Annotated in this window: 12 protein-coding genes and 2 pseudogenes; 10 read left to right on the top strand and 4 right to left on the bottom strand. The window is 66.6% G+C overall.

All coding sequences use genetic code 11. The features are described from left to right. Nucleotides 1-180: hypothetical protein (locus NI18_RS04355; RefSeq protein ID WP_306286236.1), on the bottom strand; the 180-nt coding region annotated here is incomplete at its 3' end. Between the two features lie 309 nt (nucleotides 181-489). Here NI18_RS04355 and NI18_RS04350 point away from each other — a divergent pair. The 6 genes and pseudogenes from NI18_RS04350 (at nucleotide 490) to NI18_RS04325 (ending at nucleotide 10,881) form a co-directional block, all read left to right on the top strand. Further along, nucleotides 490-2,633: pseudogene (locus NI18_RS04350) on the top strand (alpha-glucuronidase family glycosyl hydrolase). A gap of 20 nt (nucleotides 2,634-2,653) precedes the next feature. Then, complete coding sequence (locus NI18_RS04345) at nucleotides 2,654-3,934, top strand: SGNH/GDSL hydrolase family protein (protein ID WP_052148990.1); 1,281 nt, start codon at nucleotides 2,654-2,656, stop codon at nucleotides 3,932-3,934. A gap of 395 nt (nucleotides 3,935-4,329) precedes the next feature. After that, nucleotides 4,330-7,473, top strand: coding sequence for a TonB-dependent receptor (locus tag NI18_RS04340; RefSeq protein ID WP_306286235.1), 3,144 nt, complete (start codon nucleotides 4,330-4,332; stop codon nucleotides 7,471-7,473). 137 nt (nucleotides 7,474-7,610) lie between these two features. Continuing rightward, nucleotides 7,611-8,330, top strand: coding sequence for a SapC family protein (locus NI18_RS04335; protein WP_037528430.1), 720 nt, complete (start codon nucleotides 7,611-7,613; stop codon nucleotides 8,328-8,330). A gap of 5 nt (nucleotides 8,331-8,335) precedes the next feature. Beyond that, nucleotides 8,336-9,367, top strand: coding sequence for a cupin-like domain-containing protein (locus NI18_RS04330; protein ID WP_037528428.1), 1,032 nt, complete (start codon nucleotides 8,336-8,338; stop codon nucleotides 9,365-9,367). An 11-nt stretch (nucleotides 9,368-9,378) separates the two neighbouring features. Then, complete coding sequence (locus NI18_RS04325) at nucleotides 9,379-10,881, top strand: tryptophan halogenase family protein (RefSeq protein ID WP_037528426.1); 1,503 nt, start codon at nucleotides 9,379-9,381, stop codon at nucleotides 10,879-10,881. A 36-nt stretch (nucleotides 10,882-10,917) separates the two neighbouring features. Here NI18_RS04325 and NI18_RS04320 read toward each other — a convergent pair. Further along, nucleotides 10,918-11,408, bottom strand: a pseudogene (locus NI18_RS04320) (nucleoside deaminase). A gap of 214 nt (nucleotides 11,409-11,622) precedes the next feature. Between NI18_RS04320 and NI18_RS04315 the strand changes: the two are divergent. Beyond that, entirely contained in the window at nucleotides 11,623-11,931 is a 309-nt protein-coding gene (locus tag NI18_RS04315; protein ID WP_031441090.1) for a hypothetical protein, read from the top strand. Nucleotides 11,932-12,018: 87 nt separating this feature from the next. Further along, nucleotides 12,019-12,255, top strand: a complete 237-nt coding sequence (locus NI18_RS04310; protein WP_037528414.1) for a hypothetical protein — start codon at nucleotides 12,019-12,021, stop codon at nucleotides 12,253-12,255. Nucleotides 12,256-12,309: 54 nt separating this feature from the next. On the opposite strand, the gene NI18_RS04305 is transcribed toward NI18_RS04310, so the two are convergent. Further along, nucleotides 12,310-14,160 (bottom strand): glycoside hydrolase family 15 protein, encoded by a 1,851-nt coding sequence (locus tag NI18_RS04305; RefSeq protein ID WP_084215039.1) that lies wholly within the window; start codon nucleotides 14,158-14,160, stop codon nucleotides 12,310-12,312. A gap of 162 nt (nucleotides 14,161-14,322) precedes the next feature. Beyond that, a complete protein-coding gene (locus NI18_RS04300; protein ID WP_037528420.1) occupies nucleotides 14,323-15,165 on the bottom strand; it encodes a response regulator in 843 nt (280 codons plus the stop codon). A 141-nt stretch (nucleotides 15,166-15,306) separates the two neighbouring features. Here NI18_RS04300 and NI18_RS04295 point away from each other — a divergent pair, with 141 nt between their 5' ends. Both NI18_RS04295 and NI18_RS25495 read left to right on the top strand, forming a co-directional pair. Continuing rightward, complete coding sequence (locus NI18_RS04295) at nucleotides 15,307-16,026, top strand: response regulator (RefSeq protein ID WP_037528413.1); 720 nt, start codon at nucleotides 15,307-15,309, stop codon at nucleotides 16,024-16,026. After that, nucleotides 16,023-16,256, top strand: coding sequence for a hypothetical protein (locus NI18_RS25495; protein WP_052148988.1), 234 nt, complete (start codon nucleotides 16,023-16,025; stop codon nucleotides 16,254-16,256). Before NI18_RS04295 ends, NI18_RS25495 begins: the two co-directional genes overlap by 4 nt. Nucleotides 16,257-16,629 lie beyond the last annotated feature (373 nt).

The following is a 16,629-nucleotide window of genomic DNA, read 5'->3' as shown; positions in this document are numbered from 1 at the left end:
GGCCGCCGTGTTGGCCGCGGTGGCGGCCCCGCCCCGGTCGGACGGCCGCGCAATCTGGCCGATGCCGTTGGGATAGGCCGTATCGGCACGCGTCGGGTCGAAGCGCAGCGCGTCGTCCATCACCTGCCGCTTCGTCGTCGACAGCGTGATCAACTGCGCGACTTTCTCGTCGAGCGTCATCCGCGCCATGAGATCGCGGACCCGCAGGTCGACGGGCGCGCGGGATCCCGGTAGACGAGCGAGTCCTTTGCAGCGCTTGCCAGTCCGGGGGCCAGACCGGACGTCAAAGTCGCGAGCGACGCCGAACCCAGCCAGCGGAGCATGCCGCGGCGACTGGTCGCGATTGTCCTGAAACTCGTGCCGCTCACCCATCGTCTCCTGTCGTCAAACGCGGCATTGCTGTCGATGCCGTCATCGTGATAGCGATAACATGTTCGACAAGCAGACCCGTTGTCAATGCGGGAGGCTGTGCCGGGAGAGGAAAGAATGATGCGAGTGCGTTGGCTTTGCGTGGCGGTCGCGGTTGCGATGGCAAGTACGACCGGGGCGCAGGCAGAGGACGGCTACGACCTCTGGATGCGTTACCGCCCCTTGGCGAAAGAGGCGGCGACGGCGCTCGACCGGGACGCCGAATCGGTCGAAATGCGCGGCCAGTCGGCAACGTTGCGCGCCGCCGCGGACGAGCTTCGCCGCGGTCTCGCGGGGCTGACCGGGCACGCTTTTGCCATGGGTCCGAGCCCACATCCGATCCTGCTGGCGACCTCGGCCGACGGAGACGTCGCCGCCTCGGCCTGCCGCTGAACGACCTCGGCGACGAAGGCTATGTCGTGCGGCAGGTGCGTCTCGGCGGCCGCGACGTCACGCTGGTGACGGGGCGTACCGATCGCGGCGTGCTCTACGGCAGCTTCGCGCTGCTGCGCCACATCCAGACCGGCGGCCGGATCGACCGGATCGCGCTCGCCTCGGCACCGCGGGTGAAGCTGCGCGTGCTGAACCACTGGGACAATCTCGATGGTGTGGTCGAGCGCGGCTATGCCGGCCAGTCGCTCTGGGACTGGTGGACGCTGCCCGACTTCAAGGATCCCCGCTACACCGACTATGCGCGCGCCAATGCGTCGATCGGCATCAACGGCACGGTTCTCAACAACGTCAACGCCAAGCCCGACAGCCTGTCCGCCAGCTATATCGCCAAGGCGGCCGCGCTCGCCGATGTCTTCCGCCCCTATGGCATTAAGGTCTATCTGTCGGCCCGGTTCTCCGCGCCGATCGAGCTCGGCAAGCTGAAGACGGCAGACCCGCTCGACCCCCAGGTTGCGGCCTGGTGGAAGGCGAAGAGCGACGAGATCTACCGCGCGATTCCGGATTTTGGCGGCTTTCTCGTCAAGGCCAATAGCGAAGGCCAGCCGGGGCCGCGCGATTATCACCGCAGCCACGCCGACGGCGCGAACATGCTCGCAGCGGCGGTCGCGCCGCATGGCGGCATCGTGATGTGGCGGGCGTTCGTCTATGCCGACACCGACCCGGACGACCGCGCGAAACAGGCCTATACCGAGTTCAAGCCGCTCGACGGCAAGTTCGCCGCCAACGTCATCGTCCAGGTCAAGAACGGCGCGATCGACTTCCAGCCGCGCGAGCCGTTCCATCCGCTGTTCGGGGCAATGCCCAGGACGCCGCTGATGCTCGAGTTTCAGATCACGAAGGAATATCTCGGCTTTGCGACGCACCTCGCCTATCTCGGGCCGCTCTTCGCCGAGACGCTCGGCAGCGAGACCTTCGCCGGCGGCAAGCGCGCGACGGTCGCCCAAATCGTCGAGGGCGGCATCAATCGCCACGCGCTGACCGGCATGGCGGGGGTCGCCAATGTCGGCCGCGACCGCGACTGGGCCGGATCGACCTTCAACCAGGCGAACTGGTTCGCGTTCGGGCGGATGGCCTGGGATCCGACGATCGGCGCACAGCCGGTCGCGCGCGAATGGGCGGCGATGACCTTCGGGCCGAACCCCGCGATCGTCGCGCCGGTGACGGACATGATGATGGGCTCGCGGGAAGCCGTGGTCGACTATATGACGCCGCTCGGGCTCGCGCACGTCATGGCGACGGGCCATCATTATGGCCCCGGTCCGTGGGTTGCCGACCTGAAGCGTCCGGAGTGGAATCCGGTCTATTATCACCGCGCGGACAAGGCCGGGATCGGCTTCGACCGGACGCGCACCGGCAGCAACGCCGTCGCGCAATATGCCCCAGAGCTTGCCCGACGTCTGGCCGATCCAGCGACGACACCGGAGCGTGACCTGCTGTGGTTCCATCACGTGTCATGGGACCGGCCGATGGCATCGGGGCGCAGCCTCTGGGCCGAGATGGTCCATGATTATGATCGCGGCGTCGGCTATGTCGCGGACATGCGCCAGCGCTGGGACGGGCTGCGCGGCCAGGTCGATGCCGAACGCTGGGCCAAGACCGCGACCTATCTGGGTATCCAGGAACGCGAGGCCCGGTGGTGGCGCGATGCCAGCCTCGCCTATTGGATGTCGGTGAACGGCCGGTCGCTGCCGGCCGGCGCTGCTGCGCCCGCGCATGATCTCGACTGGTACAAGGCGCAGCACCCCGCCTTTGCCCCGGGCAACCCGCAATGAGCGGCCTTATGGAGAAAGCGATGACTGTGGGATCTTCGGTAGCCAGGCCGACGGCGTGGCTGTTGGCAGCATTGCTCGCGACCGGCGCGGATGCCCAGCGCGCCGCGCCGGCTCAGCGGTGGACCGGGAGCTGGGGCTCTGCGCAGATGATCGCGACAGGAGACAATGCGCTGCCGGCCGACCGCGCCGGCGCGATCACGCTCCGACAGGTCGTCCGTCTGTCGGCTGGCGGCACACAGGTCCGCGTGCGGCTGTCCAACGCGTTCGGCACCCAGCCGCTCAGGATCGGCGCGGCGCATATTGCCCGGCCGACCGCTCTCGGCACCTCGCGTATCGCGGGCGGCACGACGCTTCGCTTTGCCGGACAGGTGAACGCCGTCATCCCGGCGGGTGGGGAGATCTACTCGGATCCGGTCGCGCTCGCGTTCGCACCCGGGGCCGACCTCGCCGTCAGCCTCTATCTGCCCGATCCCGCCACGCCGCAGACCGGCCATCCCGGTGCGCGGGCCACCAGCTTCACGGTCGCGGGCAATCACGTCGCCGACCCGCTTCTCGCAGGCGCGACCACGACGCCACACTGGTATGCTCTCGCCGATGTCGAGGTCGCGGGGCCCGGCGTCGCCCAGGTCACCAGCGCGGCACGCCCGACGACGATCGTCACGATCGGCGATTCGATCACCGATGGCTATGGCGTCGCCCCGGAACGCAACAGCCGCTGGCCCGACATCCTCGCCGAACGGCTGCGCGCGGCACCGGCGACACGCCCGCTCGGCGTCGTCAATGCCGGCATCGGCGGCAACCGGATATTGCTCGACGGGCTCGGTCCCAACCTTGTTGCCCGGTTCGACCGCGACGTGATCGCGCGCAGCGGCGTCGGCTGGGCGATCCTGCTCGAAGGGGTGAACGATCTCGGCGTCTTGACGCGCGACGCTCCGGCATCGCCCGAAGACCATGCGGCGCTCGTCGCGCAACTGACCGCCGGCTTCCGCCAGCTGGCCGACCGCGCGCATGCACATGGTATCAAGATCATCGGCGGCACGGTGATGCCGTTCGGCGGCAATGACTATTATCACCCGGACGCCGCGCTCGAGGCCGATCGCCAGGCGGTCAACAGCTTCATCCGCAACTCGGGCGTCTTCGATGCGGTGATCGACTTCGACCGGGTGATGCGCGATCCGCGCCGTCCCGACCGTCTCGCGCCGGCGTTCGACTCAGGCGATCATCTTCACCCGTCCGAAGCGGGCTATCGGGCGATGGGTGCCGCGGTGCCGCTCGCGCTGTTCACCACGCCGCAGCGCTGAGCACGCGCCCGGCATGACGGTCGCGCCGGTCCCCCGCCTGTGCCGCCGGACCGGGTGATCAGTTCGCCCGTTCCTGCGGTTGGTCCGAACCTGCCTGAACAGGCCCCGCCCCGCTTTCCAATGACGGGGCAGGTCTCTCCCTGTCTCAAGTATTAAATAATCATATTTAAGTCATTTTATCGGCTATGGCTTTACTGCCACTGTGTCTAAAATACGCGACACAGAATACAGATTACCGTTGACAGTATTCGTGCCCATGGTAGCCCTATCACACACCGCCAATAAGAGCGGTTTCGGAAGGGCTGCGGTCATGCCGCAAAGGGGGAGAGAATGATGAGGGGTTCGTCCATACTCAATGCACTCGTGCGTTCGAGTTCGATTGCCACAGTTGCCGTTTGCCTGCTGAATCCGGCACAGACCTTCGCGCAAATGGCGCCAGGCACCGAGACAGGGTCGCCTGCGACTGCCGCGCAGCCAGCGCTTCCGGCGACATCCACCGCGCAAGACGCAGGGCAGACCGCGAGCCAGGATCCACAATCGGCCCCCGGGGACGAGATCGTCATCACCGGCATCCGCGCCAGCCTTGGTCGCGCTATCGACATCAAGCGCAACTCGGCCGCGTCGTCGACGCCATCTCGGCCGAGGATATCGGCAAGTTCCCCGACACCAACCTCGCGGAATCGCTGCAGCGCGTCACCGGCGTCTCGATCAGCCGCGCCAACGGCGAAGGCTCGCAGGTTGCCGTCCGCGGCTTCAGCGGCGGCTTCAACCTCGTCACCCTGAACGGCCGCCAGCTTCCGGCGACCAGCATCGACACGAGCACCGGCAACGCGTTTGCGACCGGTACGGGTCGTTCGTTCGATTTCCAGAATCTCGCATCCGAGGGTGTCGCCACGCTCGAGGTCTACAAGACCGGCCGCGCCAACATCCCGTCGGGCGGCATCGGTGCGGCGATCAACGTCGTCACCCGCCGACCGCTGTCGTCGAGCGAGAGCGGCCTTTCGGGGTCGATCGGTGCCAAGGGGCTGTATGACAGCTCGGTCGAGAAGGCGGAAGGCGATCTGAGCAAGATCACGCCAGAGCTGTCCGGCCTCATCAACTACAAGAACCCGAACGAAACCTTCGGCGTCAATGTGTTCGGCAGCTATCAGCTGCGCGAATCCGCTTCGGTTCAGTCCAACCCCAATTACTGGAACATCGTGCCGCTGGCCGATTTCCTCAACACGGCGGGCGCCTATATCCGGCCGACGACGGTGATCACCAATCGCCCGACGACTGAATATGTCCAGATACCGAACGACAGCCGGTACCAGTTCTCCGAGAACCGCCGCGAGCGTCTGAACGGCCAGGCCAACATCCAGTTCAAGCCGTCCGACCGGTTCGAAATCTCGATCGACGGCATGTATGCCCGGAACAAGCTGAGCGAAGAGCGCAGCGAGCAGACCAACTGGTTCCAGCGCCCATTCACCGAAGTCACCTTCGACGACAACAAGCAGATGCAGAGCGCGGTGATCCTCGCCGAGTCGATCCAGGCGGACAAGGGTTACGAGCAGCAGCGTTTCGCGACCAAGACCGAGCTCTATTCAGTCGGTGGCAATGTGAAGTGGGACTTCACCGACAATCTGCGACTGACGCTCGACGCCAACCATGCCAAGTCGAAGACCAATCCGGATAACGCGAACGGAACCTCGGCGACGACGATCTCGATCGGTGCGCCGGTACGCTCCTCGCACAAGGTCGACTTCACCACCGGCTTCCCGCAGCAGTCCGAGACGATCAACGACTGCACCGCAACCAACGGTGGTCGCGGCGGCAACTGCAACAACACGCTCGACATCGCGGATCTGGGTAGCCAGGTCGCACGGAAGATCACGTCGACCCAGGAAGCCCGGATCAACCAGTTCGGCGGCGACGTCGCCTGGGACCTGGGCGGGGGCAGCAAGTTCAACGTCGGCGGCAACTATATCGACGCGAACATGCGCTCGACCACGGTCAACACGATCCAGACCCTCGGCGACTGGGGCATCACGGATACCGGTCGCGTCGCAGAACTCGCCGGCGATCTCGTCGACACCTTCTGCCTGACCTGCAAGTTCGACAAATATGATCCGAAGTCGACAGGCTCGTCACTGGTCGCCTTCCGCGCCAACGCGGTCGATCTGCTCGACGTCTTCGAGCCTTTCTACGCCGCCCGCGGCAACGCGGTCTCGCCGAGCCCGTCCTCGGACGATACCGTCGGTGAGAAGACCTGGGCGGCCTATGGCCAGATCACCTGGGCCGGTGAACTCGGCGGACGCCGCGCCAATGCGCTGATCGGCGCCCGCTATGAAAAGACGCGGGTCAAGTCGATCGGCATCCAGTCGGTGCCGAGCGGCATTCGCTGGTCGCAGGACAATGACTTCGCGGTCGATGGCGGGCCGCCCAGCGGCGCCGTCACGGTCAAGGCGAGCTACGACAATCTGTTGCCATCGCTCGATTTCAACATCGAACCGATCGACAACGTCATGGCGCGCGCCTCGTTCAGCCGCACGCTCGCCCGTCCCGACTATGGCAACCTCTTTGCCTCCGTCAGCGCCGGGGCGCCGAACCGCCCGACCGCGCTCGGTGCGGCCCCTGCGGGCGCAACGCGTCAGGATCCGGCGCTGTTGCCGCTGGTCTCGGACAATTTCGACGTGTCGCTCGAATGGTATTACAAGCCGACGAGCTTCGTGTCGGTCGGCTTCTTCAACAAGGACGTCCGCAACTTCATCGGCAACCAGGTCACCAGCGGCAATCTGTTCGGGCTGCGTGACCCGGGTTCGGGCGCGGCCGGTTCGCGCTCGGGTACCGCGCTGGCCTATCTCCAAGCCAACGGCCTCCCGCTCAGCGACATCAACCTGTTCTCCTACACCGCGTTGCTGACGCAGAATAACGGGAACCAGGCGGCCGCATCCGCCGCGTTCCAGAACAATATCGATCCCGCGACGGGTGGCCTGAGGACGCAGTTCGTCGTCGATCTGGCCAATGCGGTCGACATCGTCGCCGATCCCAACGATCCCCTGTTCGAGTTCGCGATCAGCGGACCGGTCAACAACCGCGAGGGCAACATCCACGGGTTCGAGGTCGCCTGGACCAACTTCTTCGGTCAGACCGGCTTCGGCTTTGCGGTGTCGTACACCAAGGTCAATGGCGACGTGAACGTCGATCCCTATGCCGATCCCAACGTCAACATCTTCGCACTGACCGGCCTCGGCGACAGCGCGAACCTGACCGGCATCTATGACAAGAACGGGCTTTCGGCGCGTGTCTCGTACAACTGGCGCGACAAATATCTGTCGGGCACCAACCAGGGCGGCAACCGCAACCCGCTCTTCACCGCAGCCTTCGGGACGCTCGACGCGAGCATCAGCTACGACATCGCGCAGAGCTTCTCGATCTCGCTCGAGGCGGTCAATCTGACGAGCGAACCGTTCCGCCAATATGCCCGTACCGAGACCAATCTGGTCTATGTGCAGGAACTGAAGCCGCGCTTCTATCTCGGCGCACGCTACCGCTTCTGAGCACGGGCCGGCGTGCGCCTCGGCGCGCGCCGGACACCGCATCGGGCAATGGAGGGGCCGCAGCACCGTGCCGCGGCCTTTTCCTGTTGTCCGACGCCGCCTGGCTGATAGACCCGGACAAAAAGGGACCGGAGCGGATGAACCCCGTACAGATCAATAATATCGATCATGCCGACCTGCGCGTCAGCCCACGCGCCGGCGCTGCATTCAATGACGCGGCCAATCAGGCGCTGGTCTTCCCCGCCGAATTCGAGGAACTGCAACGCGAATTCGCGATCGTGTTCCGCCGCCGCGACGAAGGTCTTCAGGCCTATGTGCTGCTGGGGCTCGACCGCGACGAGAATCTCTTTCTCACCGACGACCGCTGGACCAGCCGCTACGTCCCCGCCAGCCACCGGCGCGGTCCCTTCTCGATCGGCATGACCCGGTCCGCACCGGACGATGTCGGCGAGGCGATGCTGCAGGTCGATCTCGACGATCCGCGCGTCGGTGACCCGGCGGGTCTTCCGCTGTTCCTCGAGCATGGCGGCAACACGCCCTATCTCGATCATGTCACCGGCGTGCTGCGGCTGCTGTACGAGGGGATGGACACCGCGCCCGCCGCCTATGCCGCGCTCGACGACGCCGGGCTGCTCGCGCCGGTCACGCTCACCATCGATGTCAGCGACGAACGCCGCTACACCGTACCCGACGTACTCGTCGTCGACCTCGAGCAGCTCGCGGCGCTCAGCGGCCCGCCGCTCGAACAATTGCACCGCTCGGGCATCCTGCGGCTCGCCATCCTTGCCGCGTCATCGCTCGGCAATATCCAGCAGCTGATTGCACACAAGCAACAGCGGCTCGCGGCAGTCGATTGACCCCGGTGCCCGCCATCACCCGCCGGACACGCGTGATCGAAGGGGCGGACGCGCGGACCCTGCCCGTCGCCGATCTGATCGCGGAGGGCCGCCCGACGATCCTGCGCGGTCTTGCCCGCGACGTGCCGCTCGTCGCTGCGGCGCGTCAGGGTCCCGCGGCCGCGGTAGGCTGGCTCAAGCGGTTCGATGGCGGCCAGCCGGTGACGGCCTATATCGGCGACCCCGCGATCGGCGGCCGTTTCGGATACACGGCCGACTGCACCGCGCTCAACTTCACCCGCGAGCGCGGATCGCTGTCCGCCTATCTCGACCAGCTTCTCGCCGGCATCGACGATGCCGCCGCGCCCAGCATCTATATCGGTTCGACCGACATCGATCAGTACCTCCCCGGCCTCCGGGACCAGGCAGTGCTCCCCTTCGGCGATCCCGAACTCATCGCGCATCCGCCGCTGGTCAGTATCTGGATCGGCAACCGGACGACCGCCTCGGCGCATCACGACATGTCGAACAACATTGCGGTCACGTTGGTCGGGCGGCGGCGCTTCACGCTCTTCCCGCCCGAGCAGGTCGCCAACCTCTATCCGGGGCCGCTCGAACCGACGCCCGCGGGCCAGGTCGTCTCGATGGTCAATTTCGATGCGCCCGACTTCACCCGCCATCCCGGCTTTGCCGATGCGCTGGCGGTGGCCGAAGTCGCGGAGATGGAGCCCGGCGACGCGCTCATCTACCCGGCCTTGTGGTGGCACCAGGTCGAGGCGCTCGATCCGTTCAACGCGATGATCAACTATTGGTGGAACCCGACGCCGCGCTTCATGGACACGCCGCAGAACACGTTGCTGCACGGCCTGCTCAGCCTGCGCGACCGGCCCGAGCATGAGAAGCGCGGGTGGCAGGCGTTGTTCGACTATTATGTCTTCGGCGATGCGGCCCGCGCCGGCGCGCATCTCCCGGCAGACGCACGGGGCGCACTCGCGCCGCTGGATGCGATGGCCGCGCGAAGGCTGCGCGCCACGCTGTTGCAACGGCTCAATCGATGAAGGGATATGCGATGGATACCCCGCCGAAAACCCGTGTGATCATCGCCGGCGGCGGCACCGCCGGCTGGCTCGCCGCGGCGCTGCTGACGCGACAACTCGGCGCGCTGGTCGACGTCACGCTGATCGAGTCGGACGAGATCGGCACTGTCGGCGTCGGCGAAGCGACCATCCCCACGGTCCAGGCCTTTCATGCACTGCTTGGCCTCGACGAGCGCGCGTTCATGGCCGCCACCGGCGCGACGTTCAAACTCGGCATCGCGTTCGAGGGCTGGGCACGCCCCGACGATCGCTATGTCCATTCGTTCGGCGATGTCGGGCGGTCCACCTGGATGGGCGACTTCCAGCATTTCTGGCTCGAAGCGCGCGCCAACGGTCTGGCCGGCGACTTTGGCGACTATTGCCTCGAACTCCAGGCCGCAGAGGCGCGCCGCTTCACCATCGGTCAGCAGGGTCCGCAGCTCAACTATGCCTATCATTTCGACGCGGGCCGCTATGCCCGCTTCCTGCGCGAGCGCTGCGAGACCGCGGGGCTGACCCGGATCGAGGGACGGATCGCCGGGATCGATCGCTCGGCCGAGACCGGCCATATCGATGCGGTCATCCTCGCCGACGGCTCGCGTGTCGCAGGCGATCTGTTTCTCGACTGCAGCGGGTTTCGCGGCCTGCTGATCGGTGATGCGCTGGGTGTCGGCTATGAAGACTGGAGCCACTGGCTTCCCGCCAACCGTGCGCTCGCAGTGCAGACGACGTCGGTCGAGCCCGCCCGGCCCTATACCCGCGCGATCGCGCATGATGCCGGCTGGCAGTGGCGGATCCCGCTCCAGCACCGCGTCGGCAACGGCATCGTCTATTCGAGCGAGTACCTCTCCGATGATGCGGCCCGGGACCGTCTGCTGGCGTCCGTCCAGGGTCAACCGCTGACCGACCCGCGCCTGCTGCGCTTCACGACCGGTCGTCGCCTGCGCGCATGGGAGGGCAATTGCATCGCGCTGAGCCTCGCCGGCGGGTTCGTCGAACCGCTCGAATCGACCAGCATCCATCTCGTCATGACCGCGCTGACCCGGCTGCTCCGCGCCTTCCCCTTCGACGGGATCAGCCCTGCGGTCGTCGCGCAGTTCAACGCGCAGACGCGGCGCGAGATCGAAGGCGTCCGGGATTTCGTCATCCTCCACTATCATTTGAATCAGCGCAGCGAACCGTTCTGGAAGGCCTGTGCCGCAATGCCGATCCCCGACACGCTGGCGGAGCGCATCGCGCTGTTCACCGATGCCGCGCAGGCTTATCAGTCGCCGGACGACCTGTTCCGCGTCAGTTCCTGGACCCAGGTCATGCTGGGCCAGCGTCTCGAGCCGCGCGACTGGCATCGCCTCGCGCGGATGATGCCGCCCGAACGGCTCGGATCGTCACTCGCGGAGCTGAAGGCGGGGATCGCACAACAGGTCGATCGGCTGCCCGCGCACCAGGCGTTCGTCGATCGCTATTGTGCCCAGGCCGCCACCGAGGTTGCGGCATGAGCGTCGGCAAACCCCGACCCGACGCATCGCCTCAGGTCAGAGATTGGCCTGTTCGTCGGTCGCAGCTCCGCGTCCGGGCCATAATAAAGCACGGCGCATTCGGCCTTCAGGCACCCGCCCTCGATGACGATGTCGTCGCGATAGGCGTCGTGAATGAAGGCGAGCGTATCGACGTGCTTCGCCTCGAAATACATCGGATGCACGTCGTCGCGGCCCGCGCCATAGACGACGCGCCCGACCTTCGACCAGATCGACGCCATCGTGCACATCCCGCAGGGTTGCAGTGTCGAGTAGAGTGTCGCCCCGCGCAGTTCGAGTTCGCCCGTATCCTCGCAGGCGCGCCGGATCGCCATCATCTCGGCGTGCGCGGTCGCGTCCGGAAGCTCATGCGTCTGGTTGCGTTCGCCCGCGATCATCTTGCCGTCGAGCACCATCACGCAGCCCAGCGGTGAGGTCGACGGATCCGATCCCTTCGACCGTGCGATCGCGATCGCCTCGCGCATCCAGCGTTCATCATCCTGCATCATGGCGTCACCTCCCGGAATCACCGTGTAACGCACGGAAGCAGGTCTTGTTCGCCCGGTCCGGCAGAGCGAGCCCTAAATCGGCGATCGGCCTTTGCCGCCGGGTCAAATTCTTCGAAACGGCTGGGCGAAATCCGCCGATGCGCGTTGTCATCACGCGTTGCAGGACGGCCGATAGCCCGTCGTGCAGGACCTTTCGCATCCCGAGGAGCCATTGATGCCGACCACTCTCAAAGCCAAGTTCGACACGCGCCGCGAAGCCGAGATGACGGTGGAACGTCTCGTCCAGGAAATGCAGGTCGAGCGGACCGACATCTTCATCACGACCGACGGCGCAGACAACAGCGCTGGCGACGAACGCGCGGGCGCCGACACCGCAGGCGATAATCCCACGCCCGCGTCGCGCGCCGATGCCGCGCTCGAGGGCAAGATCATCGTTTCGGTCGATATCGCGGACGCCGGGCGCGCCAGCGACATCAAGGCCGCATTCGCCGAATTCGACGCCTCCGAGGTGGCAGAGCGCTAAACGCCGTGAGGACGGGGCGGACTCCACGATGACCGCCCCGCCCCCGCAACCGTCCCCCACTCCCTCCCCGACACCATGGAATCCGACATGACCGACACCACCGCCATCATGGCCCGCCAGCGCGAGATCGCGTCCGAACATCTGCTGTTCAAACTGATGGAATATGTCGAGGCGCAGCACCCGGGGCTGCTCGACTTCATGGAAGCCAGCCTCGACCATCTCGGCGACCCGGCGACCGACGAGACCAAGGATGATGCCGGTGTCCGTCAGATCGCCGCGCGCATGATCACCGGCGCGCGCAAACAGGGCGTCGACGCGGGCTGACACGTCCGACGACAGGCTGACGGCGGGGCTGCAAAACGCCGCGCCGCCCCGCCGCTAGCAGGCGTCCTGTCCGCCGAGCACGTCGAGCGCCATGACGTGCGCAAGGTGCGATAGACCCTGCGGCAGGTTGCCGAGAAACATGCCCGTCTTCGGATCGGCCATTTCCGTCATGATCCCGACGCCGCGATCGAGCGCTTCGGAAATGCCCGCAAGCGCCGCCTCCGCCCGATCACGCTGACCAAGCAGCGCACGCGCCTCGATCATCCAGAAGGTGCACGCCAGGAAACACCCTTCCTCTGACCACACGTCGCTGTAGCGATAGTGATAGGGCCCCGCCCCCAGTTCGCGGTCGATTGCGTCGAGCGTCTTTTCCAGCCGCTCGCGCCCGTCGAAGCCGAACCGCACCGCCAGCGCGAGCGACGCGTCGAGCTTGTCGCTGCCAGGGTAGAAGACGAACGCCTGCTTGGTCTCGGACCAGCATTCATCCTCGATCCACTGCGCGATCCGGTCGCGTTCGCGCGACCAGCGATCGCGGCACGTGGTCGGCAACTGCCCCTGGTCCGCCAGTTCGACCGCACGCGCCAGCGCTTGCCAGCAGCTGATCTTCGACATGGTGTAATGCTGCGACTCCTCGAGCTCCCAGATGCCGGCATCCTTCTGCCGCCACGCGTCCGCGCACCGGTCCGCCAAATGCGACAGCAGTTCGGCGCTCGACGCATCGAGGATATTGCCGCAACTGACGAAGCGGGCGGCGGTCTCGAATATGTCGCCATAGACGCCGTGCTGGTTCTGGTCGGTCGCAGTGTTGCCGACCTGCACGGGCTTCGACCGCCGATATCCCGGCACGTCGATTTCGCTCAGATCGGGGACCAGCGCGCCGTCGAGCGTATAGCAGACGCGCGGGCCGTGTTCGCCCAGTCGCTTCAACAGCCAGGTGAACGCCGCCTTGGCCTCCATCTGCGCCCCCGCGGCAAGGAACGCCTTGATCGTATAGCCGGCGTCGCGGATCCAGGCGTAGCGATAGTCGTAATTCTTCTTGCCGCCGATCCCTTCGGGAACCGAGGTCGTCGCGGCGGCTGCAATCGCACCGGTCGGTGAATAGAGCAGCAGCTTCAGCGCAAGGACGCTGCGGATGAACGCGGGGCGACGTTCGCCGTCATAGTCGATCCGGTGCGACCATTGCCGCCATTCCGCGTCCGAAATATCGATCCGCTCGTCGATATCGGCGATCGTCGGCACGACCAGCGGCTCGTCCTCACCCGCGACAATCGCGACGACCTCGCGCTGCCCCTGCGCGACCGTCAGCACGCCCGTCACCGCCTCGTCAGCGCGCTCCACGACGACGCCATCGCTGTGCAGAAACAGCCCCAGCACGCGGTCGACATGGAAGACCGGATATTCGCCGATCTTCGATTGATAGGGGCTCGCCCCGCTGGCCCTGCGCCCCGGGCGCATCTCGATTCTGAACCGGACGGCACCGTCGAGCCCGTCGATCCGGCGTGCGAGTTCGGTCCAGGGCAGCCGCCCGGCCGTACCGCTGTTCATCGATTCGGTTAGCCGCGCGCGACCGCCATCCGTGATGAAGAGCGTCTCGAGCACGTTGCTGCCGGGCAGATAGCGGCGCTCGACGGTGAACGGCTCGGTCGGGGTGATGCTGAACCGTCCCCCCTCCTCCGGATCGAGCAGCCGGTCGAACAGCGGCTGAGAATCGAGATTGGGCACGCACCACCAGTCGATCGACCCGTCCGCCCCCGACAGCGCGACCGACCGCCCGTCACCGAGCGCGCCATAATCCTCCAGCCGCAGATAGCCGTCATAGCGCACCCCGTCGCGTACATCGTCGCGCGCGGGTCGGGTGGTGGCGCGCAGCACGTCGCTGGCCAATGCGGCAAGGGTCTTGGCCATGGAAGTATCTGTCCGATCGCGTCTCTGCCCCCCACCAGGCCGGGTATTCGACGCTGGGGAAGCCGTGGTCGGACATGAACGTCGCGGCGTGCGCCAATATCCCGCCCCAACGCTATTTTCCTGGCCGCAGCCCGCAACGCGCCGACCGGGTCCGTCCGCCGCTCAGAGCGGGGACACGTCCGGCATGAAGATATAGCCGTTGCCACGTACCGTCCGGATCAGTTCGGTGCGGTCGTGCCGCTGCACCTTGCGCCGCAGCCGGCTGATATTGACGTCGATCGTGCGTCCCTTCGCCGGGCCGTCGCTGCGCCCCAGCGTCGCGATCATGTCGTCACGCGAATGGATCGTCTGCGGTTGCGCCACGAACAGATGCAGCATCTGGAACTCGCCATCGGTCAGCCGGACATTGGTGCCGTCGGGTGCGGTTAGCGTCCGCATCCGGCAGTTCAGCGCCCAGCCCGCAAAGCCGACCAGATCGTGGCTCTGCACGGGACTTGCGGCGCCAACGGGTCGCTCGATCGGCGCGGGGTCGGCAGGATCGGGCGACGCGCCGCTGGCCAGTTGCGCCCGTTGCCGCCGCAGGACCGACCGGATCCGCGCGAGGATCTCGCGCGGGCTCGACGGCTTGGTGACATAGTCATCCGCGCCCAGCTCGAGCGCGACGACCCGGTCGATCTCGCTCGACAGCGCGGAGAACATGATCACCCGCGGCGGATCCTGCGTCTGGGTCAGTGCGCGCAGCACCGACAGCCCGTCCTCGCCGGGCATCATCATGTCGAGCACGACGAGATCGCAGGGGCGATGCGCGAGCCGGGTTCGCAGCGCGGCGCCGCTCGCCACGGCTTCGGCGCGCAGGCCGTGATCGACCAGAAACCCCGTCAGCAACTCGCGCAGCCCGGGATCGTCGTCGACGATGACGATCCGCGCGCTGTCATCCGCCCCTCGCGTGCCGGCATGGAGATCAGGGCCGGGCACGGCGACGGAAACGCTGTTGGTCAAAATCATGCGCCTCGCCTGCAGGTCAGTTCTTTCCGGCATATGTCTGGATGTTGCGCAATCCGTCGCGCCGGCAACGACCGGCGGTGGCGTGGCATGATGCGAAATCGCTGAAACATCGCGAACACATACGTGGCATAGTGGCCGGCGATGCACTGCGCCGCTCCCGAACCCGCCGATACGATGCTGCTCGTGGTCGATGACGACCATGCGATCCGGACGCTGCTCGCGCAGAGTCTGGGGATGCACGGGTACCGCGTCGAAACCGCGACCAATGCGCAGGAAATGGACGTCGCGCTCGCACGGCATCCGATCGCGCTGATCCTGCTCGACGTGATGATGCCGGGCGAGGACGGTCTGGCGGCCTGTCGCCGCCTGACCCGCAAGGGCGCCCCCCCCGTCGTCATGCTCAGCGCACTGGGCGACGAACCCGACCGGATCCTCGGGCTCGAGATCGGCGCGAGCCATTATCTGACCAAGCCGTGCAGCCCGCGCGAGATCCTCGCCACCGTCCGCGCCGCACTGCGTGAACGCAATGGCGCGGCTGTTGAAACCGGACGCAGCTACGGCTTTCTCGGCTGGCGGGTCGATTTTGCCGCGCACGAGCTGCTCGACGGCGACGGCATGCTCGTCGACCTGACCGATGGCGAATTCGCGGTGTTGCGCGCCTTTGTCGAGCGTCCGCGCCGGGTGCTCGCGCGCGACGCGTTGCTGGAGGCGGCGCGGGGCCCGGACACCGACGCGTTCGACCGGGCGATCGACGTCCAGGTCAGCCGGCTGCGACGCAAGCTGCGTTCGCGCGGGGACGAGATCATCCGGACGATCCGCAACGAAGGCTATTTCTTCGTTCCCCGCGTGATCCGGCTGTGACCACGCCGCCACGCACGGCCGGCGCGACACCCGTCGGCGCTAGGGTCGGGCATCCACGACGCTGGCCGCTGTTCCTGCGGATCTTCGCGTTCATCCTGTTCACCGTCCTGCTCGTCCAGCTGCTCAATTTCGCCGCCGTCCTGCTCGTCCCGCCGCCGACGCGGTGGTCTATTCGACCAGCCGGATCGCCTCGGTCGTGCGTGCCGGACGCGACCCGAGCGGGCTGCTGACGATCGCGGTCGCGACCGCCCCGCCGACTGAGCAGGGCGATGCGCGTGATCGCCATCTCGGCCGGGTGATCGCCGCCGATCTGGGCGTGCCGGCACGCGCGGTGATCGTCGAGGCGCGGCGCTATGGCCCCCCCTTGATGGCGGGCGCGTTTCGTCCGCCCATGCCGATGGGCATGCCCAAGATGCCGCCACAGTCGGTCGTCACAACACGCTGTTCGGCGCGTTCGTCGTCTGGGTCCATGCCCCCGATGGCCAGTGGCGGACGATCCGCCCGGCGCGGCCGGCGTCGGCTTGTGGCAGGCGCGGCTGATCCTGTGGTTCCTCGTCGCGATGGCAGTCGCGGCACCGGTCGCGCTGGTGCTGGCGCGGCGGC

Source organism: Sphingomonas sp. Ant20, from assembly GCF_000783375.1.
Taxonomy (GTDB): Bacteria; Pseudomonadota; Alphaproteobacteria; order Sphingomonadales; family Sphingomonadaceae; genus Sphingomonas; species Sphingomonas aerolata.
The sequence above is the reverse complement of the archived record's forward strand: the minus strand, read 5'-3'. Positions and strand labels throughout refer to the sequence as shown.

Bases quoted from the DNA above. Each gene is read 5' to 3' on its own strand.
- NI18_RS04295 (WP_037528413.1), top strand. From the start codon at position 15,307: ATGCACTGCGCCGCTCCCGAACCCGCCGATACGATGCTGCTCGTGGTC.
- NI18_RS04305 (WP_084215039.1), bottom strand. From the start codon at position 14,160: ATGGCCAAGACCCTTGCCGCATTGGCCAGCGACGTGCTGCGCGCCACC.
- NI18_RS04300 (WP_037528420.1), bottom strand. From the start codon at position 15,165: ATGATTTTGACCAACAGCGTTTCCGTCGCCGTGCCCGGCCCTGATCTC.
- NI18_RS04325 (WP_037528426.1), top strand. From the start codon at position 9,379: ATGGATACCCCGCCGAAAACCCGTGTGATCATCGCCGGCGGCGGCACC.
- NI18_RS04345 (WP_052148990.1), top strand. From the start codon at position 2,654: ATGACTGTGGGATCTTCGGTAGCCAGGCCGACGGCGTGGCTGTTGGCA.
- NI18_RS04335 (WP_037528430.1), top strand. From the start codon at position 7,611: ATGAACCCCGTACAGATCAATAATATCGATCATGCCGACCTGCGCGTC.
- NI18_RS04310 (WP_037528414.1), top strand. From the start codon at position 12,019: ATGACCGACACCACCGCCATCATGGCCCGCCAGCGCGAGATCGCGTCC.
- NI18_RS04315 (WP_031441090.1), top strand. From the start codon at position 11,623: ATGCCGACCACTCTCAAAGCCAAGTTCGACACGCGCCGCGAAGCCGAG.